Raw genomic sequence first — 21,736 nt, forward strand, 5'->3', positions numbered from 1 at the left:
AAAAATGTTCCCCCTATTGAACCTGCTACATTTTCGTTTTTCGCCCGGTTTCGGCGCTTATCCTGCGGCCCTCAACTTGCGCTGCGGTGCCGCCATGTCCTGCGAAAGGGTGTCGAGCCCTTGCCGCAAATCCGCGATGAGGTCATCCACCCTTTCGAGCCCGATGTGCAATCTTAGCAAGGGGCCGGGATAGCTGACCTTGTGCGTCCGCGCCTTGAGCTGCGGATCGACGGGGATCGCTAGACTCTCATAGCCGCCCCAACTGAAACCGAGACCGAAGAGTTCGAGGCGTTCGACCATCGCCGAGACCGCTGCTTCGGACGTCGGGTGGAGAACCGCCCCGATCAATCCGCAAATTCCGGTGAAGTCGCGGCTCCACACCGCGTGGCCGGGGTCGCTAGGAAGCGCGGGGCACATGACCGAATGAATTTCGGGCTGCGCTTCGAGCCATTGCGCGACCTGGAGCGCCGAGGCGCCGTGATGAGCAAGGCGCGTATGGAGCGTGCGCAGGCCCCGGATCGCCATATAGGCATCGTCGGGCGACACGGCCCAGCCGGTCTCGTAGCTCGAACTCGCAAGGAGGTCGGCGGCCTGGCCCTTGGCAGCGGCGAGACCCATGAAGACGTCCGAATGGCCGCACACATATTTGGTGAGCGACTGGATGCTGACATCGACCCCGTGATCAAGCGGCTTGAAGAGAACGCCGGCCGCCCAGGTATTGTCGATGACCGTCATCACGCCGGCTTCCTTCGCCATGGCGGCGATCGCCGGGATGTCCTGCATCTCGAAGCTCAGCGAACCCGGAGATTCGAGGAAGATCACGCGGGTCTTGGGCGTGATCATCGCACGGATCGTCTCGGCGTCGTCCGCCGGGTCGAAATAGCGCGCGGTGACGCCATAGCGTCCGAGCGTACCGGCGAGGAAGCGCCGCGTGGGGTTGTAGACGGTGTCGCAGGCCAGCACTTCGTCGCCGGCGGAAAGCAGCGCGAGGAGGGTGCCGGTGATCGCGGTGAGGCCCGACGGATAGATGAAAGCCTCGTCGGCATTCTCGAGGTCGCGCAGCGCGTCGCGCAGCGTACGCTGGGTCGAAAGGCCGACGCGGCCATAGGTCACCTTGCCGCCATCATAGAGCGCTTCGCAGGTCGGCAGCAGCACCGTCGAGCCGCGCTGGATCGGCGGCCCCGGCGTCCGCTGGAGCGCGTCGCACGGGCTGTCGCCGTGGATGAGCCGCGTCTGCTCGTGAACCTTGCTGCAAAGCGTCATTTATCTTTTCTTTCTCAGATGGAATTGGAGAGGAGTTTTTGCCGCTGCGGCGAGAGGCCGCTGCGGTGTGCCGCGACGAGATCGCTGCGGCGGACGACCGAGAGCGCCTTCGCGGCCTTGGTCACATGTTTTTCGATCGCGCTCGTCGAGATGTTGTAGCGGCTCGCGAGGCTCTTCAGGCTCGACCCTTCGACGCGGATCGCGACGAGGATTTCCTGCGTGCGTTCGGGGAGCTGGCTGAGGGTAGTCTCGACCGCGCGAACCTCGTCCTTGGCGAGCAGGATGCGCAGCGGGGACATCTCGTCGACCGGATGGTCGGGTTCGTCGAGCTGGCAATGGCAGTCGCTGCGGCGCGTGGTCTGGCGGCGGTGGCGGTCGATGAGCGCGGCCTGCGCGGCCTGAAACAGGTAGCATTTGGGATGGGCGACCGCGGCGGCATCGGCGCGGCGAATGATGCTGAGGAGAACATCCTGAAGGACGTCGTCGAGGTCCGACACCGGAACGCGGCGGCGGAGATATTTCCGGAGGAGAGGGAGGTGGGGCCAGAAGGCTTCGACGAGATCGGGTGCACCATCGTCCGGTGCCGTGGCGGGGGCTGCCACCGGCTTTTCTACCGGCGGGGCGACGAACTCGAACGCCTGCCAGGCATCGCCTGCCGTGACGTTTTCAGTCTCATACTCTGCCCCATAGGCGCTGAATGTCATCGTGCGTCCCCTTATGGCGACATTTTATGACATGGGTGCTGGGGTGAATTCTTCACCGACTTTGACGGTGATTTGGCTAATGTTGGGATGATTGAACCGAATTGACGGTATTTTGTCGATCAAATGATCGAAATCCTACATGAACGACGTCGGTTCGGTCGAATCGGCTGTCCCGGAGTCGCCTCGGAACTGCAACATTCGGCCAATGCCGCGAAACTTACTCGCGGAATCGCGCTTTGGGCGATGGGGTATTCGGTTCGTAGCGCGTCAAAGCCAAGGGGCCTCCCGCAACGAGGAGGCAAGAGGAGTGGTCGCATGGCGAGAACCTGGCTCATATTGTCGTCGCTGGTCGCGGGGCTTGCGCTGGGCGTGGGATGGACGCGGCTCGGCCTTGCCGGTCTCACGGATGCGGTTTCGATTGCCGACAGCATCGGCGGCGTGTGGCTCGACGGCCTCCGGATGACGATCATTCCGCTCGTCGTCTCGCTTCTCATTACCGGGATCGCAAAGACGGTCGACAGCGCGCGGGGCGACCGCGTTGCGATGCGCTCCGTCGTCACCTTCATCGCGCTGCTGTGGATTTCGACCGCGATGGCGGCGGTACTCGTGCCCGCGCTGCTCGGCATCTTCCCGATGCCCGCCGAGGCGGCGCGCTCGCTCGCGGCGAGCCTGACGACCTCGGCCCATGTCGAGGCGCCGACGGTCGGGATCGCGGCATTCCTGCGCTCGATCGTGCCCACCAATCCGATAGCCGCGGCTGCGAACGACGCGCTGTTGCCGCTCATCCTTTTCACTGCCGTCTTCGCCGTTGCGCTCGCGCGGCTGCCGGCCGCGCAGCGCGAACCGGTCACGGCCTTTTTCGACACGATCGCAAGTGCGGTGCTGCTCATCGTCGGCTGGGTGCTCGCGCTCGCGCCGATCGGTGTGCTTGCGCTCGCTTTCGGCGTCGGCGCGCGCGCGGGCACCTCGGCGATCGGCGCGCTTGCCCATTATGTCGTGATCGTGTCGAGCGCCGGGCTCGCGGCCTGGGCGCTCGCCTATCCGGTCGCGGTGTTCGGCGGCCGCGTCCGCCTGCTCGCCTTCGCAAAGGCGGTGGCACCGGCGCAAGCGGTCGCGCTCAGCACCCAGTCGTCGCTCGCGTCGCTCCCGCCGATGTTGAAAGCGTCGGCCGACCTCGGGGTCGACCGTTCGGTCTCGCGCGTGTCGCTGCCGGTCGCCGTCGCCATCTTCCGGGTGACGAGCCCCGCGATGAACCTCGCGGTCGCCATCTATGTCGCGCACTGGCTCGGCTTGCCGCTCGCCCCTTCGGCGATCGCGGCGGGCGCTGCGGTCGCGGCTATCACGACGATCGGGTCGGTGAGCCTTCCCGGACAGGTGAGTTTTCTCACCTCGATCGCACCGATCTGTGTCGCGATGGGCATTCCGATCGAGCCGCTCGCGCTGCTCATCGCGGTCGAGATGATCCCCGACCTCGTGCGCACCGTCGGCAATGTGACGATGGACGTCGCCGCGACGACGGCGATTGCGCGGATGGGGCCGGCGCACTCGGCCGTCGGCGATGCGGGGGCCGAAGGATTGGACGGCGGGGAGGGCGCCGCACCCTCGTTGCCCGCGCTCGCTACCGCTCGCGCGCACGAATTTGAAGGAGCAAAGCCATGACCCGCGTTTCACTCGACGATGCCGACGTCCGGATCCTGGGGTTCCTCCAGGAGGATGCGACGCTCTCGGTCGCTGCCGTCGCCGCGAAGGCCAATATGTCGCAAAATGCGTGCTGGCGGCGGATCAAGCGGCTCGAGGAGAGCGGGGTGATCTCGCGGCGCGTGACGATCCTCGACGCGAGCGCGCTCGGGCTCGATCTCACCGTCTTCGTGAGCCTGCGGGCTTCCGAGCATAGCGAGGCCTGGCTCGAGATGCTCAATTCGGCGATCCGCGACATTCCCGAGGTTGTCGAATTCTACCGCATGACCGGCGACGTCGACTATCTGCTCAAGCTCAGGGTCGAGAATATGGCCGCCTATGATGCGGTCTACCGGCGCATCATCCGTTCGATCCGGCTCACCGATGTGAGCTCGGCCTTCTCGATGGAAGAAATCAAGTTCACCACCGCGCTACCGCTCACGGCGCGCCCGTCCTGATCGTCAGGGACGGGCGCGGCGCGGCGGGTCAGCGCGTGTAGCGCTTGCCGAGTTCGGTCGCGCGCGAGGTCAGCGGCTGTTCCTTGCCCGCGATGAAGATCGCGGTCGGCTGGGTGAGCGGTTCGAGCGGATCGCCGTCCCAGATCACAATGTCGGCGGCCTTGCCGGGCGCGATCGAGCCCATCTGGTCGGCGACGCCGAAGATGCGCGCCGGCGCGAGCGTGAGCGCCTCGATGCCGGCGGCATAAGGAAGGCCGCGCGATACCGCGAGGCCCGCATTGTAGCGCATCTCGCGCACGCGGTGCCCGGCATCGTTGCCGCCGATCGCGATCTCGACCCCTGCCGCCTTCAGGATCGACGCGTTCTGGAGCGAAGCACCGAGCATGTCGAAGTTCGAGGGAATATTCGAGGTCGGGTTGATGAGCACGGGGACCTTTGCCGCCGCGATCTCGTCGGCGACACGCCAGGCCTCCTCGGCGCCCGAGAGGATGATCTTGAGCTTGTAGTCGCGCGCAAGCTTCAGCACCTGCTGGATGTCGGCGGCGCGGTGGACGACGACGATCAGCGGCATCGTGCCGGCGAGCACGGGTTTCAGCGCCGCGACGTCGGCCTGCGAGAGCTCGAAGGGATATTCGTCGCGCGGCGCCTGCCGAGCCAGATCGAAGATCTGGCGTAGCTGGACGAACTCTGCGGCACGCGAGCCGCCGATACGCGCGGCGCCGTCCTCGCCGAGTTCGAGCATCATGCCGACTCCGGGGCGATGCAAGATGGTCGCACCCTCGCCGAGCGAAATGAGCGCCGCCTTGCCCGCGAAGGGCAGTTCGCGTTCCTTCTCGCTGTCGTCATAGTCGGGCATCACGACCGCATGAGTGACGCCGCCGAGCCGGGCGATCGGAATGAGCGTCGAGGCGGGATTGAGCCCGTATTGGACGTCGAACGAGGCGCTGATCCCCGAATTATGGGTCTTGTTGTCGACCGAGCCGTCGACCGAGCTGACCTCGATGAGACCGAGCGCGGTGTTCACCGCGATGAGCCCGGGGGTGACGATCGCGCCCTTGGCATCGATTATGCGCACGCCCGCGGGGACCGCGACATTCGAACCGGCGGCGGTAATCCGTCCGTCGCGCACGATCACCGTGCCATTCTCGACTTCGCCGACCGGGCCGGGGGTCAGGAGATGGGCGTTGGTGATAGCGAAAGTCTGCGCTGCGGCCGTGGGGGCAGCCGCAGCGAGGGCCAGGGCGAGGCTTACGAAAACTGGGAGCCGTCGTTGCATCTCATTCCTCCCCGACCGGTTGGCCGATTTCAAAATCGCTTCGGTAGCGTGTGGCGGGATCGCTCGTGTCGAGGACGAGCGCGCCGTCGATGAAGACTTTCTCGGCGATCGCGTAGACGCTGAACGGATTCTTGCTCCACAGCACGACGTCGGCCATCTTGCCGGGCTCTAGCGAGCCGGTCTTGTCGGCGATCCCCATGATCTTCGCGGGATTGATGGTGATCCACTTGATCGCCTCCTCCTGCGGAATGTCTATGCCTGCGCGGCGTCCGGCCGCCATGGCAACCGCGCTCTCGACGTTGAGCCGCTGGATCAGCCTTTGTTCGTCCGAATGGATCGCGACGCAGACCCCGGCCTTGCTCAGGATCGCGGCATTTTCCTCGATCGCGTCATAGGCTTCCATCTTGAAGCCCCAGCGGGTCGCCCAGGTCGCGACGCAGACGTCGTCGGCGACGAGCAGGTCGGCGATCTTGTAGGCTTCGACGGCGTGATGGAAAGCGCGCGTCTTGTAGCCGAACTCATGGCCGACATCGAGCATCACCGCCATTTCGTCGGCGCGGTAGCAATGGTTCTGGACGAGGATGTCGCCCTTGAGAACGCCGGCGAGCGTCTCGAGTCCGAGGTCGCGCTTCGGTGCTTCGCCGCCTTCGCCGCGCGCGCGCTTCTTTTCATAGGCGTCGACCTTGCGGCCATATTCGGCGGCGTCGATCCACGCGCGGCGGAAACCGGCGACTTCGCCCATGCGGGTCGCGGGTGCACGGCCGCGGCTGCCGTAGCGGCCCTTGGGGTTCTCGCCGCACGCCATCTTGAGCGTGTAGGGCGCGCCCGGGAATTTCATCTGCTGGACCGTCACCGCGGGCACATTCTTCACGCTGACGCCGCGTCCGCCGAAGAGGTTGGCGGAGCCCGGCAGGATGAGGAGGCTGGTCACGCCGCCGGCGCGAGCCTTGGTGAAGACCGGGTCCTGCGGCCAGATCGAATGCTCGGCCCAGACATGCGCGGTATAGGGATCGATATTCTCGTTGCCGTCGGCATGGCCTTGGACGCCCGGCGCCGGGAAGACGCCAAGGTGCGAGTGGGCGTCGATGATGCCCGGGGTTACCCATTTGCCGCGCCCGTCGATGACGCGCGCGCCCGAAGGCACGGCGATGTCGGCGCCGACCGCGACGATCTTGCCCGACGCCATCAGCACGGTGCCATTGTCGATCCGCGTGCCGGTTCCGGTGAGGATCGAGGCGCCGACGATCGCGGTGTCGGCGGCGGGGCGCGGTGCGTAGGTGCTCTGGAAAGGTTCGGGCGCCGGTTTGGCGGGCTCTGCTGCGGGCGCCGGGCTCGTCGCCGGACGGGCCGACGAGACATCGGAAGCGCAACCCGCAAGGAGTGCGAGTGCGGTGCCGAGGAGCGCGGCGCGCGCGGTGCAGCGGCTGCGGAGTGAGGGGGGAGCTATCGAGACATGTCGTGTCACGCCGGGGTCACCTTGTGCGAAGCGATGGGAAGGGCGGCAATTCGGCCGCCGTGCGGAGGTGCACGGCGGCCGGACGGGAGACGGATCAGAAGTTCTTCCTGACGCTCGCGTACCAGTAGCGCGGGTTCGGCGAATAGAGCGAGCCCATATAACCGAAGGCGCTGGAATCGAGCGGCGGATGCGCATTGGTGATGTTTCGCACGCCGACCCGGAGTTGGGTGCCGTCGGTGAAGCCGCCCTTGAGGTCGTACTGGAGATAGAGGTTTCCGGTCGTATAGGCCTTGAGCAGCAGATTTTCGCCGTTCACCGAAATATCGTTGTCGAGCACGCTTCCGGTGTAGCTCACGAAGCCGCCCGCGGTGAACTGACCAAGCTTCCACGTCAGCGAAGCCGAGCCGCGCCACTTGGGAAGCCCGTCCTGACGGATCAGGCTGCCGCCCTCGGGAATGATCGTGTCAATGTTGATCGTTCCCGCCGCGCGCGCATCGAGCAGCGTCTGGATGTCGGGCGAGGCGTCGCGGAAATATTTGAGCAGATAGGCGGCGTTGGCATTGAAATCGAAGGTGCCGATGCCGGTATCGCGAACCGAAAGGTTGAAGCCGAAATCGATGCCGCGAACCGTTTGCGGTTCGAGGTTGCGATAGATGTCGTCGACATACTGAACCTGCCCGACGGGCGCGATGCCGGTGCCGGCGAACAAGGCAATATCGTCGGCGGTCGGCGCCGCGCGCACGACATTAGGATCGGTCGAACCCTGCAGACGCTGGAGATAGTCGTTGATGAGCGCATTGCCCTCGCCATAGACGCCGACGATGCCCTTCTGCTTCACCTGCCAATAGTCGACGGTGAAGGTCGTGCGAACGCTGCCGCTGTTGAATATCGGCGGCTGGAGCACGGTACCGACGGTGAAGGTGCTCGACGTTTCGGGCTTGAGGTCGGGATTGCCGGCGCGGCGGCCGGTGGTCACGAAACTCTGTGCACAGTTGCCGAAGGTCGCGATGCGGCCCGCACGCAAGTCCGCCTCGCAGCGGATATAGTCGGTGCGCGTGTTGCCGCGGGTGACGATGGTGGCGTTGGTCTGTTCGAGGTTTGGAGCGCGGAAGCCCTGGGCCCAGGAGCCACGGATACGCCAGCCTTCGAACAGGTCCCAGGCCGCCGCGACCTTCGGCTTGGCGATGCTGCCGAAGTCCGAATAATGTTCGTAGCGGCCCGCAAGCTGCACTTCGAGACTGCGGATGAGCGGAATTTCCATCTCAGGCGCGATCAGCGGCACCGCGAGTTCGGCATAGGCGGCGTAGACGGTGCGCGAACCTTTAGTGTCGGGAGTCGGGCTGACCCCGAAGAGGTCGCTGTCCTGAACGATACCGGTGACGGTGTCGGTCCATTTGATCGTGCCGTCGACCCGCTCGTCGCGGTCGTCGAGCTGCGAGTCCCGGCGGACTTCGCCGCCGATCGCCATCCCGACATTGCCGGCGGGCAGCGCGAAGAGGTCGGCCTTCGACGCCTTGAAGTCCCACATGGCCAGCGTCGCCTTGCCGCGGCGTGTGCTTTTGATGCGGATCGCGTCGAGCGCGGCCTGGTTGCTCGGGCTGGTGTCGATGCCGGTCGGGTCGGCCGGGTTGCCGCCGTTGAACGGATTATAGGCCTCGGGGGTGGAGAGGGCGAGATTGCGCTGGAGCAGCGTCGCGCTGATCCCGTCCTGCACGTCGCGCACGCTCGACTCCGAATAGACCGCGGCGGTTTCCCAGTTGAACCCGAGGGCTTCGCCTTTCAGGCCGAGAACGGCGCGATATTGCCGGTTGGTCACGTCGACGATCGTCGGCCCCAGATCGGTGAAGCGATAATTGGTCATCGTCACTGGAAGGCCTGCGGCGGGAGCGTCGATCCCCGGAAGGCGATTTGGGTTGACGCTGCCGTTTGCGAAGGTGACCGGCCCGAAGGGATTCCAATAGTTCGATGCCGGAATCGACATGCGGATCGAGCCGATCGTGAAAACGCTGTCCTGGACGCTCCGGGTCTTTCCGTAATAATAGCCGGCTTCGCCGAACAGCGTGACGCCGTCCGTAAGGTCGTAATGGCCGCTCGCGAACAGGTTGATGCGGTCGAGTTTCGGCGAAATCGAGATCGGGTAATTGGCCTGCGAGTTCCAGCGTGTGTTGCGATCGGCGCCGGTCGTCGCGCGGGTGCCGTCGTCGATGCAGATGCCGCCGGCAAGCGCCGCTGAGCATCCGCCGTTGGCGGTCGGCTGGATCGAGAAGACCCCGGCGTTCGTCGTGACGTTGACGCCATTCTGACGGACACGGACCCCGGTGGTGAAGTCGCCCCATGGCGACAGCGTGTTGCGGTCGTCGAGCGCATTGTTGCCCGCAAAGACGGTGCCGGCGAAATCAGGGAAGTCGCGATGGTCGGCGGTCGCGGTGAAGTCCTGGTCCTGCGACGTCAGCGCGGTCCGGCGGGTATAGTTGAAGAGGACCGAGATATTGCCGCGGTTTTCGGCGAGGTCCTTGCCGAGATAGCCGGAGGCATTGAACTCGCGAAGGCCGGTGCCCTCGCCGCCGCCATATTGAAGCGACAGGCTGCCGCCGTCGATATTGTCGCGCAGCACGGTGTTGACGACACCTGCGACTGCATCGGTGCCATAGAGCGCCGCGGCGCCGTCGCGCAGGACTTCGACGCGCTGGACGCCGTACACGGGGATGGCGTTGGTGTTGTAGGTGATGACGGGAGCGAGCGAGGCGCTGGCCTGGCTTCCGGGATGCTGGACGACGCGGCGGCCGTTGAGGAGCACGAGCGTGTTGCCCACACCGAGACCGCGCAAATCGACCGAGCCGATGTCGCCGCGCGCAAAGTTGCTGCTCGTCTGACCGCTGCTGCTGTTGAAGGAGACGTCGCCCATTTGCGGGATCGAGCGGAAGAGGTCGTCGCCCGAGACGGCGGCGGTGGCTGCGATCTCGCTTTCACCGACGACGGTGACAGGAAGCGCGTCGGTAATCTTCGAGCCCTGGATGCGGCTGCCCGTCACGACGATGTCGGAAGCGGCAGGATCGGCGGCATTTGTCTCCTCGCCTGCGCTATCTTGCGCAAAGGCGGCGCCGGTGCCTGCGAGGCAAAGCGATGAGGATGCGAGCAGCAAGGCCCGGCGAAGCGGTGTATTAAGCTTAAGCATGCGTTGTCCCCTGATTGTCGACCCTGTGTCGTCCTCCATGCGAGCGGATGGATCGTTGACGCCCATCTCAATTCGCTCTGACGCAACGCCGGTTGAAATCCCCACCGCAATACGGCAGAAAATTTCAACCGGCTCTGCCGGAAGGCAATATTATGTGGGGAGAGCCCATAGCAGCCGTTCCGGCATTGTCTATTGATTTAATCGACAATCTCGAAAGAAGCGTCGACTTCGACCGCGAAATTGAACGGCAGGCGGTAGACGCCGATCGCGGATCGCGCATGTTTCCCGGCTTCGCCGAAGACGTCGACGATGAGGTCCGAGCAGCCGTTCATCACCGCCGGAATCTCGAAGAATTCGGGGCCGGCCTGGACATAGCCGCCGAGCCTGAGGACGCGGACGCGGTCGAGATCGCCATCGGCCGCCGCCTTGAACTGGGCGATGAGGTTGATCGCGCAGAGCCGCGCGGCGATGATGCCGTCGGCAAGGCTGCAATCGACCCCGACAGTGCCCTTGATCCCGCCGTTGGCATGGGTCGAGAGCTGCCCCGAGACCTGCACGATATTGCCCGAGCGTGTCGCCGAAACATAGTTGGCGACGGGTGGGCAGACCTGCGGCAGTTCGATCCCGAGACTGGCGAGACGGCTTTCGATGCGAGACATATTCACTCCTTGGTTGCGAGAGAGGGTAGGTGTTCGGCGGGCGCGGGTTCGCCCGCGGCGGCTTCGCGCGCCATGCGGCGGCCTTCCCAGCGGTCGATAACCGCGGCAGCGACCGAATTGCCGACGACGTTCGTGGCCGAGCGGCCCATGTCGAGCAGATGATCGACCGCGAGGATCAGGAGCAGCCCGGCTTCGGGCAGCTTGAAGTAAGCGAGCGTCGCCGAGATCACGACGAGCGAGGCGCGCGGGACGCCCGCCATGCCCTTCGAGGTCACCATGAGCAGGAGCAGCATGGTGATCTGCTGACCGATGGTCATGTCGATGCCGTAGGCCTGCGCGATGAAGAGCACGGCGAAGGTGCAATACATCATCGAGCCGTCGAGGTTGAAACTGTAGCCGAGCGGCAGGACGAAGGAGACGATGCGCCGATTGACGCCCTGCTTTTCGAGCTCCTCCATCGTCCTGGGGTAAGCGGCTTCCGAGCTCGCGGTCGAAAAAGCGAGAAGGACCGGCGTGCGGATGCCGCGAAAGAGACCGAAGGCGCGCGCGCCGATGATCGCGAGCGCCGCGAGGAAAAGCACGAGCCAGAGCACCCCGAGCGAGAGATAGAAGCCCGAGACGAAGCCCGCATAGGTGACGAGCACGCCCGGGCCCTGCGTCGCGACCGTGGAGGCGAGCGCGGCGAAGATCGCGACGGGCGCGGTCTTCATCACGAAACCCGTCACCTTGAGCATGATCGCGGCGACCTGCTCGACGAGCGCGAGCACGGCGGGGGCCTTGTCGTCGATCGCGGCGACCGCCGAGCCCACGAGGACCGAGAAGACGACGATCTGGAGGATCTCGTTCTCGGCCATCGCCTGGACGATCGATTGCGGGATGAGATGCGTGACGAACTGCTTGAGCGAGAAGTCGCCGGTCGCGACGACGCCTTCGGCGCCCGTCGTCGGCAGCTCGAGCGCGAGGCTCGCGCCGGGCTGGAGCAGGTGGACCATGACGAGACCGATCGAGAGCGAGACGATCGAGGCGCCGATGAACCAGCCCATGGTCTTCGCGCCGACGCGGCCGATCGCGGCGGCATCCTCCATATGCGCGATCCCGGCGACGAGCGTCGCGAAGACGAGCGGCGCGATGATCATCTTGATGAGGCGCAGGAAGAGGTCGGTGAGGATCGAGAGATTGTCGGCGATTTCGGCCGCCTTGGCGGCGGGGAAATGTGAATTGACGAACCAGCCGGCCGAGATGCCGGCGGCCATGGCGAAGATGAGGATGAAGGCGAAAGCTCTGTTCATGACTGTCCCGTTCCGGCTTCGCCCCGGCCGGGGCGTACAGAAGGCAGAGACGCAGGCGCGGCGAGGTTCCGCAGCAGCAATGCGGTCGACAAGCGCATTTTGTTGCGACATGGCGGGCGCGGACCGAACAGGCTGGTGGGGTTATCCGCCGCCGCTGCGTCAAAGCAGGGCAGGGTGCCAATCAGATAATCGAGGAGACGCGCGTGGCCAGTTTTCGGAAGATGCTTGTAGCGGGAACGGCAATTGCCGCCGGTCTTGGCTGGGCGGGCCAGTCGGTGCTTGCCAAGCCGGCCGGCGAGGTAGTCGCGATTACCGGCGCGACGATCTTCGATGCGACGGGCAAGGATCCCTATCGCGGCACGGTTGTCGTGCGCGATGGCCGGATCGAGGCGGTCGGCGCCGACGTCAAGGTTCCGAAGGGCGCGACGATCGTGCGCGCCGATGGCAAGGCGCTCCTGCCGGGTTTCATCGACGTCCACACCCATTGGTCGCCGTCGGGTTCGCCCGGTACGCTGCCGCAGATCGCGAGCGCCTATCTGGCCAGCGGCGTGACGACGGTGAACGACTTCCATCAGCAGCCCGAGGCCTTTGCGCCGCGCCGTGCCTGGCTTGCGGACATCTATTCGCCCCACGTCAATTTCGTCGCGCGCATGAGCACGCCGGGCGGGCATGGCGCCGACTGGGGCGATACCAACACCACCAAATGGGTTGCGACCGCCGAGAGCGCGCGGCGCGAGGTGCAGGCTCTCCAGTCCTACCGTCCCGATTATATCAAGGCATTCGCCGACGGCTGGCGCTACGGGCAGCTCCCGGAAGAAACCTCGATGAATGTCGAGACGCTCGCCGCGCTCGCCGACGAGGCGCACAAGCATGGCCAGCGCGTCCTCACTCACACGGTGACCGTCGAGCGCGGCAAGCTCGCCGCCGACGCCGGGATCGACGTGATCGCGCACAGCATCCAGGACGGCGTGCTCGACGCAGAGGCGATCGCCCGGATCAAGAAGGCGGGCACCTTCTACGCTCCGACGCTCGCTATCTATCAGCTCAAGCCCGATGAAATGGGCCCCGGGCGCAAGGACGATGCCGCGACGCGCCTGCGCATCCGCAAATATGGCTATGCCGAAGAAAATGTCCGCAATCTCCATGCGGCTGGCGTCACGATCGCGGTCGGGACCGACGCGGGCATCGGCGGTGCGAAGCATGGCATCTCGACACTCCAGGAAATGGAGCTGCTCGTGGCGGCCGGGCTCACGCCCAAGGCGGCGCTGCTCGCGGGCACGTCGAACAGTGCGCTCGCGCTCGGTCTCGCGGGCGACCGCGGCACGATCGAAAAGGGCAAACGCGCCGATCTCATTCTGATCGACGGCAGGCCCTGGGAGACGATCGGCGACGTCGAGAAGATCGACCGCGTCTATGTCGACGGCAAGCTCGTTCATGGCGGCGGCGTCAAGCTGCCCGCGGGCAATGCGGCGACGTCGCTTCCGGCGCTGCCCGCGGCAGCGCTGATCGACGATTTCGAGCGCGCCGACGGGCGCAGCTCGCTCGACACGCTGCGCCTCACCGACATGGACGGCGGTGTCGAGCGCTCCGCGGTGGTCATGAACCGCGTCACCCATGCGGGCGGTAACGGCTCGGCGCTCGCCTTCGCGGTGCAGATGTCGCTCAAGGACAAGCCCGAGGGCGGCGTTCTCGTGCCCTTGAGCCGCGGGTCGGTGCGTCCGGTCGATGCGCGCAAGTTTGCGGGTGTCCGGCTCGATATGCGCGGCGCCGGCCGCTATCTCCTCGTCGTCAACACGCTCGCGGGCGAATTCACCGCCCCGATCGAGGCGAAGGAAGGCTGGTCCGAGCTGCGTGTGCCGTTCAGCGCGCTCGTGGCGACGCGGCCCGGCCGCGGCGACGCGCCGTCCTGGCGCGGCGACGATCTGGTGCAGGTCGGGGTCGTCGTCCAGCGCGATGCCGGCGCGAGCGCCTGGGGCGAAATCGACAATCTCGGCTTCTACTGACGCGTATCGACCGGGGCGGCGTGCGCCGCCCCAATTCTGACGGGCTCTCCCGTCCGCGGTGTGCGCCCCCACGGGTGCTCGCCGCGGTGACCCCCGCACCGGCATCGCGGTTCGCCGCGGCGCCGGTGCGGGTTTTTTGGTCAGAGCGTCTGGAGCAGGCGTTCGACGAGCTGGCGGCGGGGCTCGATCGACGAGATCAGGCAATATTCGTCGAGCGTATGCGCGCCGTCGCCATCGACGCCAAGGCCGTCGAGCGTCGGGACGCCGAGCGCGGCGGTGAAATTGCCGTCGGAGCCGCCGCCGACCATCGGTACCTCGGCGAGATCGAAGCCGAGCGCCGCAGCTTCGCTCCGCGCGGTCTCGAAGAGCCTCGCGACGCCTTCGCTGCGTTCGTAGGCGGGCCGGTTGATCCCGCCGCCGACCTTTACCGCGACATCGGGGCCGATCGGCTCGAGTCCGAGAATGGCGCGCTCCATCCGTTCGCCCTCGGCGCTATTGGTGATCCGCACGTCGACCGCGAAACGGCACTGATGCGGCACGACGTTGATCGCGGTGCCGCCGCTGACCTTGCTGACCGTTGCGGTCGTGCCGCGATCATAGTCGGTCATGTCCTCGATATTCAGTATCTGGCGCGCGGCTTCGCGGATTGCGCTGCGTCCGTCTTGGTGGCGCGAGCCCGCGTGCGCGGGCCGGCCTTCGACTTCGACGTCGAACCAGCCGACCCCCTTGCGCGCAGTGACCGCAGCGCCGCCGGGCCGCGCGGGCTCCATGACGAGCACATGGCTCGACCGGCGGCCGAGGTCTTCGACGAGCGTGCGTGTCGTCGGGCTGCCGATCTCTTCGTCCGGCGAGAGAAGGAAGCGGATCGGCCGTCCGAGCGCGGTGCCGAGGCGCGCTGCGTTGCGAAACGCCACCAGCGCCAGATAGATGCCGCCCTTCATGTCATAGACGCCGGGTCCGTAGAGCCGGTCGCCGTCGCGGCGCACCGGGAGCGGGCCCGCGAGCGTGCCGACGGGGTGGACGGTGTCGACATGGGTGACGACGAGAATGCCGGGCCGGTCATTGTCGGCGCCGGCGTGGAGCACCGCGCAATCGCCGAGCCCGTCGCGGCCCGGGATGCGTTCGATCCGGATGGGTTCGCCGGCGACCTCCTCGAGAATCATGTCCTGCATCGCGTTGATCGCGGCGGCGTCGTGGGTGGGGCTTTCGAGGGCGAGCCATTGGCTGAGCGTCGCGACCGCCTGTTCGTCTGATGTCATGATGGGCCTTCTTGCTGCTGAGTCGATGCCCGGCCGAAGGGCTTGACGACTCATAGGCGTTGCTGTCATCTCGTTCAACATGACAAATCAGGTTCACATATATGAACGATAGCGTTCGCTCCGCATCGCGCGTCCTCGACCTTCTCGAGCTGCTTGCCGGCGCCGAGGACGGGCTGTCGCTCGCCGAGGCGTGCGAGCGGCTCGGCGCGCCCAAGAGCAGCACGCTCATGCTGCTGCGGACCCTTGCGGGGCGCGGCTATGCGGTGCGGGGCGAAGGCGATCGCTACCGGCTTCACGCGGACTTCCGCAGCGGCGGTTTCGGCTGGGGCGGGCAGGCCGCGCGGCTCGTCGCGGTCGCCGAGCCCGTGCTGCGCGAGCTTGCCGACACGATCGGTGAAACCGCGATACTCGCGACCCTCACCGACAAGGGCATGGTCCGCCTTCTCGCCAAGGCGGTGACGCACGAGAATATCCGCTACGATATCGACATTGGCCAGGAGCTGCCCGCCTATTGCACCGCGATCGGCCGCGTCCTCCTTGCGCAGATGCCGCGCGAGGCACGTGCGCCCTTTCTCGACCGCATCGACCCGGTGGCGGTCACGCCGCACAGCCTGACCGACCGCACCGCGATCGAGGCGCGGATCGACGAGGCGGCGCGCGAGGGCATATCGGTCGTTGCCGAGGAATATGCGCTTGGCGGGACCGGAGCGGCGGTACCGATCCGGCTCGCCGATGGCCGCGTCGTCGGCGCGGTCAACGCGGGCTGCATCTCGCCGCGCTTCGTCGGCAAGGAAGAGGCGATAGCGGACGCGCTCCGCGCTGCGGCCTCGGCCATTGCGGCGCGCCTCGACAATCGCGGTGCCGCATGAGCGGGCGCGTCCTCGTCTGCGGTGCGGGCGCGGTCGGCGGCGCGGTCGGCGCGGCGCTCGTCGATGCGGGGCATGACGTCGAATTCGTCGACATGGACGGGGATCATGTCGCGGCGCTGCGCGACCCCGGACGCGGTCTCGTCATCGAAGGTCCGGTCCGCTCGCGGGCGGGCTCGGTCCGCGCCTGGCGCCCCGATGAGCTTTCGGGACGATGGGACAAGGTCATGATTTGCGTGAAGGCGCACCACACCGCCGCCGCTGCGACGATGATCGCGCCCCATCTTGCCGACGGCGGCTGCGTTCTCACCTTGCAGAACGGGCTCGCGGCGCGGCTTGCCGCCGATGTGCTCGGGCGCGACCGCGTCGTCGTCGGCTTCGTCAATTTCGGGGCTGACCGGACCGGTGACGGCAGGATCATGCTCGGCAACCGCGGCGCGGTGGCGCTTGGCGAATGGGACGGGCAAACGACTGTTCGCCTCGGCGAGCTCTTCCGCCTGCTCGGCGATTTCGAACCCGATGTGATCGCCACCCCCGACATCTGGGCCTTCATCTGGGGCAAGCTCGCTTATGCCGCGCTGCTCTTTGCCGAGGCGACGGCGATGGCGGGGATTGCCGCGACGCTCGACCGCCCCGAACTGCTACCACTCTGGCGCAAGCTCGCGGGAGAGGCGATCCGGACGGCGCGCGCCGAAGGCGTCGAGCCAGCCGGATTCAACGGGTTCGAGCCCGCGGCGTTCGGACCGCGAGCGCGCGCCGCCGAAAGCGCCGCGAGCATTCGCGCGATCGCCGATTTCTATCGCGGCGGCGCCAAGCCCCATTCGGGCGTTTGGCGCGACCTCGCCGTTCACCGCCGCAAGACCGAGGTTGATGCGCAGCTCGGCATGGTCGCGGACATCGCGGCCGCGCGCGGGATCGCAACGCCCGCCTTGTCGGGGCTGATTGCGCTCATCCACCGGATCGAGGGCGGCACCGCGATCCAGGACGACGCCCATCTCGCTGAGCTCGCCCATGCCCTCGCTGCCTGACCTCGCGGGCCGCTCCGTCGCCGTCAGCGGCGTCGGCTCGGCCTTCGGCGTCGCGATCGCCGAGGCGTTTCGTGCGCAGGGCGCGCATGTCTATGGATGCGATCTCGATCCCTCGGGCTTCGACCCGCTGGTTGCCGCGGGTATCGGCTGCGCCAGGGTCGATCTTCGCGACCGCGCGGCGGCGGCAGACTGGATCGAGGCGGTCGCCGGCGAGGCGGGCGGCATCGACATCCTCGTCAACAATGCAGGCGGCGTCGCCGGACAACAGCACCAACCGTTCGAGACACTGTCCGACGCCGACTGGAATATCGTCCTCGACATCAATCTCAACGCGGCGATGGCGCTGTCGCGCACCGCCACGCAGCATATGGCGGCGGCGCGATCGGGCGCGATCGTCAATATCTGTTCGGGCGCCTCGCTGCGCGCCTCGCTCACCGGCATCCAGGCCTATTGCGCCGCGAAGCACGCACTTCTCGGGCTGACCCGGCAGCTCGCACATGAGCTCGGACCGCAGGGTATTCGGGTCAACGCCATCGCACCGGGCCTTGTGCTCACCGGCGAGGCGACGCGCCGCCAGTGGGATGCTTATGGCCCCGAGCGGCAGGCCGATATCCTCGGCGGTGTTGCGATGCGCCGGCTCGGCAGCGCGGAGGACATCGCCCGGGCGACGCTGTTTCTCGCCTCGGACTGGGCGGGGTTCGTGACCGGCCAGATATTGAGCGTCGATGGCGGTATCCGTTGAGGGAGCAAGGATTATGACCGACGGGACGGCACGTGAGCCCTGGCAGTGGGAAGAGGCCGAATGGCGCGGGCGCGTGAACCGCGTGCGCGCGGGACGGCGCCTCGCCCCGGCCGCCTGGCCGGAGGGCAAAGGCTTTGCGGTCGCCATCTCGTTCGACAGCGACCATGAGACCAACGAGCTGCGCGATGGCGGCAATTCGATCTCCCGGCTGAGTTGGGGCGAATATGGCGCACGCGTCGGCGTGCCCCGCATTTTGGACCTGCTCGCGCGCCATAGCGTGCCGGCGAGTTTCTACGTGCCCGCGGTCGCCGCGCTGCTCCATCCAGACGAACAGCGCCGCGTCGTTGCCGAAGGCCATGAAATCGGCCTTCACGGCTGGATCCACGAGCGCAATTCGGTTCTGCCCGAGGCTGCCGAACGCGACCTCATGCTGCGCTCGGCCGACACGATCGAGGCGGTCTGCGGCGTGCGCGCCGTCGGCATCCGCACGCCATCGTGGGATTTCGGGCCGGGCACGCTCCGGACAATCCGCGACATGGGGCTCGCCTATGACAGCTCGCTCATGGCCGACGAGGATTGCTACGAGCTGCTGCTCGATGGCGAGGAATGCGGCGTCGCCGAACTTCCCGTCGAATGGATCCGCGACGACGCGCCCTATTTCCTGATGGACCGTTTCGGATCGGCGCGGCCGCATCTCGCGCCCGGCGACGTGTTCGACATTTTCCGCCGCGAGCTCGATGCCGCGTGCGACGCGGGCGGAGTGTTCCAGCTCACCCTCCATCCGCACATCATCGCCGCGCGCTCGCGCATCTGGATACTCGACGAGCTGCTCGGCCACGCCGCCGCGCGCGGGGCCTGGTTCGCCACTCACCGCGACGTCATCGCGCATGCGCGCGGTGGCGTTGCGGATGCGGGACCCCGCGGAGAAAAAGCATGAACCTGAAAATGTCTGGTGGGGTGAACCCGCAAGGCTGCGTCTTAACCAACGAGGGCGGGCCTTTCAGGCCGAATCAAGCGTCCGCCCTCACTTCAAAGGAGCCGCTGTCCGCCATGAAAGCGAAACTGTCCTTCCAGTCGTCCCTTGCGAGGACCTGTCTCGGGGCCACGGCCGCAGCGGCTCTTCTTGCCCTTTCGGCTGCCTCGTTCGCGCAGGCGCCTGCCGGCGAGCCGGTCTCCAAGCTCAACGATCGCCGGCCGTTCCTCGCGCCCGGTGCGACGACGAGCGACGATCCCGTGCGCATCCCGATGAAGCCCGTCGCCGAAACCGGCCCCGAGCTCGTTGTTCGCGGTGGGCGGCTGTTCGACGCGGTGAGCGACGGCGTCCGCCCCGCGACCGTCGTCATCCAGGGCAATCGCATCAAGGCGGTTCTGCCGCCCGATGCGACCGGCTGGGGAGCCGACGCGAAGATCATCGATGCCGCGGGCAAGACGGTGATGCCGGGGCTCATCGACATGCATACGCACGTCACCTATCCCGACCGCGCCTCGCCGTTCGACGAGCAGGGCAGCGAAGGGGCAGGGACGCTCCGCGGTCAACGCAACCTTCGCTATTTCCTGGAGTATGGGTTCACCTCGGTCCGCGACCTGAACGGCGTCAGCAACGCGCCGTTCCTGCTCAGCCAGTGGAGCGCCGCGGACATGATCCCTGCGCCGCGCGTCTTCGCGGCGGGCTGGATCATCACTGGCACCGGCGGCCACGCGACCGAGCGTCCCTCGATCCCTAGCCATGGTCCAGATTACGCCAAGGAGGTCGACGGCCCCGACGCTTGGCGCGGCATGGTCCGCAAGGCGTTCAAAGAAGGCGCGAGCGTCATCAAGATCGCGAGCCACTTCGCGCCCGACGAGGTGCGCGCCGCGATCGAAGAGGCGCACCTGCTGGGCCTCAAGGTCACCTGTGACTGCGAGACCATCTACACCGAGATGGCGGTCGACGCTGGCATCGACATGATCGAGCATCCGCTGCCGCGCTCGGATGCCGCGATCGCCAAGATGGCGAAGAAGAAGATCGCCGCGGTGCCGACCTTGCAGGTCTACCAGAATCTGCTCGACCGCGCCGGCGGCTTCTACGGTTCGACGTCGCGCCGCTTCACGATGACGAGCCAGGGCAATTTCGACGAGTTCAAGAAGATGAAGGCCGCGGGCATCATCATGGGCGTCGGCACCGACACGATCGGCGACGCGAGCCTGATGGTTCCCAACAGCTATATCGCCGAGCTCAAATGGTTCGTGCGCGGCGGCTATTCGGTCACCGACGCCCTGAAGGCGGGAACGATCGTCAACGCGCGTCTCCTCGACATGGGCGACGAGCTCGGCAGCATCGAACCCGGCAAGCTTGCGGACATCATCATCGTCGATGGCCGCCCCGACGAGAATCTCGACGATCTTGCGAAGGTCCAGCAGGTCATCAAGGACGGTCAGTGGCTGATCAAGGATGGCGAACTCGTCACCCCGCGTCACGTCTCGACACCGCTCGTCAAACCCTCGCCCCCGGCGGACGTGAAGTGATGCTCCGCGCGTCGCTTGCCAAAGCCTAGGGGAGGGCGCGCGATGGACGCGACCGAGGCCGCCGCCGGACGTATCGAACCGACGCGCCGCGAAACCGCGCGCGCGCTCGGTTCGGCGATGATCGGCAACTGGTTCGAGCTCTTCGATTTCATCATCTACGGCTATTTCGCGGCGCAGATCGGTCATGCGATGTTCCCCGAAGCCGATCCGGTGACGATCATCCTGTCGAGCTTTGCGACCTATGGCGTCGGCTTCGTCATGCGGCCGGTCGGCGGCGTGGTGCTCGGCCATTTCGGCGACCTTTACGGCCGCAAGAGTGCGCTCGTCTTCACCATGCTCCTCATGGCGGGCGCCACCGGCGCCACCGGCCTCATTCCCGCCTATGCGACGATCGGGATCGCGGCGCCGATCCTGCTCGTCATTTGCCGGCTCCTCCAGGGTTTTGCCGCGGGCGGCGAATGGGGCGGGGCGACGACCTTCCTCGTCGAATATGCGCCGCCGCACCGGCGCGGCTTCTACGGCGCGCTCCAGCAGCTCAGCACGAGCGTCGCGATCCTCTCGGCGCTCGGCACGTCGCTCCTGCTCAACGCGCTCCTCACCGAACAGCAGATGATCGACTGGGGCTGGCGCATTCCCTTCCTGCTCGGCTTCCTCGTCGCGCCGGTCGGCTTCTACCTGCGCCGCAGCGTCCGCGAGACGCCGCGCTACCGCGCCGCGAGCGAGGACCGTTCGGCTAGCCCGATCCGCGAAGTGATCGCGCATCACCGCGGCGCGGTCGCCAATGTCTTCGGCGTCGCGATCATCTGGTGCGTCGCGGGCTATACGTTCGGCGCCTTCCTCATCAGCTATGCGACCGAGCTTCTCCATATCGAGCGCGGCACGGTATTGCTCGCGATCACCGCCGGTACGCTCGTCAATCTCGCCGTGATCCCGCTCGCGGGGCATCTGTCGGACCGCTTCGGGCGCAAGCCCTTTCTCGTCGCGAGCGCGACAGGATTTCTGCTGCTCGTCTTTCCGCTCTTCCATGCGATGGCGAGTTTCCAGGCGCCGTGGACCATCTACGCGACGGCGATCACCGCGGGCATATTGAGCGGCCTATACAGTGGCTGCGCGCCGACCTTCCTTTGCGAACTCCTGCCGACGCGGGTGCGCTATTCGGCGCTGTCGGTCGGCTACAATGGCGCCGTGATGCTCTTCGGCGGCTTCGCGCCCTTCATCGCCACCTTGCTCATCCAGCAGACGGGCGCGCTCGCGGCGCCCGCCTTCTACGTCATGTCGGCCGCCGCGCTGACGCTCGTCTTCCTGCTTCGACTGAAAGCGCCCGATCAGGCCACCGCGCTCGATCGCTAGCCGCCAACAACCAACCAAGAGGGTCC

17 protein-coding genes are annotated in these 21,736 nt (G+C 66.6%); 9 read left to right on the top strand and 8 right to left on the bottom strand.

Features of this window, described 5'->3' with window-relative positions; translation table 11 throughout:
• Window positions 1–57: 57 nt before the first annotated feature.
• Both metC and KEC45_RS06870 read right to left on the bottom strand, forming a co-directional pair.
• Window positions 58–1,263 (bottom strand): cystathionine beta-lyase, encoded by a 1,206-nt coding sequence (gene metC / locus KEC45_RS06865; protein WP_252171722.1) that lies wholly within the window; start codon window positions 1,261–1,263, stop codon window positions 58–60.
• A gap of 14 nt (window positions 1,264–1,277) precedes the next feature.
• Window positions 1,278–1,967 (bottom strand): RNA polymerase sigma factor, encoded by a 690-nt coding sequence (locus tag KEC45_RS06870; protein ID WP_252171723.1) that lies wholly within the window; start codon window positions 1,965–1,967, stop codon window positions 1,278–1,280.
• A gap of 315 nt (window positions 1,968–2,282) precedes the next feature.
• On the opposite strand from KEC45_RS06870, the gene KEC45_RS06875 reads away from it, so the two are divergent.
• Entirely contained in the window at window positions 2,283–3,626 is a 1,344-nt protein-coding gene (locus tag KEC45_RS06875) for a dicarboxylate/amino acid:cation symporter (protein WP_252171724.1), read from the top strand.
• Complete coding sequence (locus KEC45_RS06880; protein ID WP_037512420.1) at window positions 3,623–4,102, top strand: Lrp/AsnC family transcriptional regulator; 480 nt, start codon at window positions 3,623–3,625, stop codon at window positions 4,100–4,102. The genes KEC45_RS06875 and KEC45_RS06880 overlap by 4 nt, the downstream gene beginning before the upstream one ends.
• A 28-nt stretch (window positions 4,103–4,130) precedes the next feature.
• On the opposite strand, the gene KEC45_RS06885 is transcribed toward KEC45_RS06880, so the two are convergent.
• The 5 genes from KEC45_RS06885 to KEC45_RS06905 form a co-directional block, all read right to left on the bottom strand.
• A complete protein-coding gene (locus tag KEC45_RS06885) occupies window positions 4,131–5,378 on the bottom strand; it encodes an amidohydrolase family protein (protein ID WP_252171725.1) in 1,248 nt (415 codons plus the stop codon).
• Between the two features lies 1 nt (window position 5,379).
• The gene (locus KEC45_RS06890; protein WP_252171726.1) at window positions 5,380–6,843 is read right to left on the bottom strand and encodes an amidohydrolase; all 1,464 of its coding nucleotides are present in this window, start codon (window positions 6,841–6,843) and stop codon (window positions 5,380–5,382) included.
• An 85-nt stretch (window positions 6,844–6,928) separates the two neighbouring features.
• A complete protein-coding gene (locus KEC45_RS06895; RefSeq protein ID WP_252171727.1) occupies window positions 6,929–10,009 on the bottom strand; it encodes a TonB-dependent receptor in 3,081 nt (1,026 codons plus the stop codon).
• 197 nt (window positions 10,010–10,206) lie between these two features.
• Window positions 10,207–10,668 carry a RidA family protein gene (locus KEC45_RS06900; protein ID WP_252171728.1) on the bottom strand — a complete coding sequence of 154 codons (462 nt, stop codon included), beginning with the start codon at window positions 10,666–10,668 and terminating at the stop codon, window positions 10,207–10,209.
• Between the two features lie 2 nt (window positions 10,669–10,670).
• The gene (locus KEC45_RS06905; RefSeq protein WP_252171729.1) at window positions 10,671–11,957 is read right to left on the bottom strand and encodes a dicarboxylate/amino acid:cation symporter; all 1,287 of its coding nucleotides are present in this window, start codon (window positions 11,955–11,957) and stop codon (window positions 10,671–10,673) included.
• Between the two features lie 203 nt (window positions 11,958–12,160).
• On the opposite strand from KEC45_RS06905, the gene KEC45_RS06910 reads away from it, so the two are divergent.
• Window positions 12,161–13,960, top strand: a complete 1,800-nt coding sequence (locus KEC45_RS06910) for an amidohydrolase family protein (RefSeq protein ID WP_252171730.1) — start codon at window positions 12,161–12,163, stop codon at window positions 13,958–13,960.
• A 140-nt stretch (window positions 13,961–14,100) separates the two neighbouring features.
• Here KEC45_RS06910 and KEC45_RS06915 read toward each other — a convergent pair whose 3' ends face one another.
• Entirely contained in the window at window positions 14,101–15,219 is a 1,119-nt protein-coding gene (locus KEC45_RS06915; RefSeq protein ID WP_252171731.1) for a M20 family metallopeptidase, read from the bottom strand.
• Window positions 15,220–15,320: 101 nt separating this feature from the next.
• Between KEC45_RS06915 and KEC45_RS06920 the strand changes: the two genes are divergently transcribed.
• The 6 genes from KEC45_RS06920 to KEC45_RS06950 all read left to right on the top strand — a co-directional run bounded on the left by KEC45_RS06920 (window position 15,321) and on the right by KEC45_RS06950 (window position 21,710).
• Window positions 15,321–16,088: an IclR family transcriptional regulator gene (locus tag KEC45_RS06920; RefSeq protein WP_252171732.1), complete on the top strand. Its 768-nt coding sequence runs from the start codon at window positions 15,321–15,323 to the stop codon at window positions 16,086–16,088.
• On the top strand, window positions 16,085–17,113 hold the full coding sequence (locus tag KEC45_RS06925; protein WP_252171733.1) for a ketopantoate reductase family protein: 1,029 nt from the start codon (window positions 16,085–16,087) through the stop codon (window positions 17,111–17,113). Before KEC45_RS06920 ends, KEC45_RS06925 begins: the two co-directional genes overlap by 4 nt.
• Window positions 17,097–17,855 carry an SDR family NAD(P)-dependent oxidoreductase gene (locus KEC45_RS06930; RefSeq protein WP_252171734.1) on the top strand — a complete coding sequence of 253 codons (759 nt, stop codon included), beginning with the start codon at window positions 17,097–17,099 and terminating at the stop codon, window positions 17,853–17,855. The genes KEC45_RS06925 and KEC45_RS06930 overlap by 17 nt, the downstream gene beginning before the upstream one ends.
• A 13-nt stretch (window positions 17,856–17,868) precedes the next feature.
• Window positions 17,869–18,792 (top strand): polysaccharide deacetylase, encoded by a 924-nt coding sequence (locus tag KEC45_RS06935; protein ID WP_252171735.1) that lies wholly within the window; start codon window positions 17,869–17,871, stop codon window positions 18,790–18,792.
• 113 nt (window positions 18,793–18,905) lie between these two features.
• A complete protein-coding gene (locus KEC45_RS06945) occupies window positions 18,906–20,360 on the top strand; it encodes an amidohydrolase family protein (protein ID WP_302851617.1) in 1,455 nt (484 codons plus the stop codon).
• Window positions 20,361–20,402: 42 nt separating this feature from the next.
• Window positions 20,403–21,710 (top strand): MFS transporter, encoded by a 1,308-nt coding sequence (locus tag KEC45_RS06950; protein WP_252171736.1) that lies wholly within the window; start codon window positions 20,403–20,405, stop codon window positions 21,708–21,710.
• Window positions 21,711–21,736 lie beyond the last annotated feature (26 nt).

The organism is Sphingopyxis sp. USTB-05 (genome assembly GCF_023822045.1).
GTDB lineage: Bacteria > Pseudomonadota > Alphaproteobacteria > Sphingomonadales > Sphingomonadaceae > Sphingopyxis.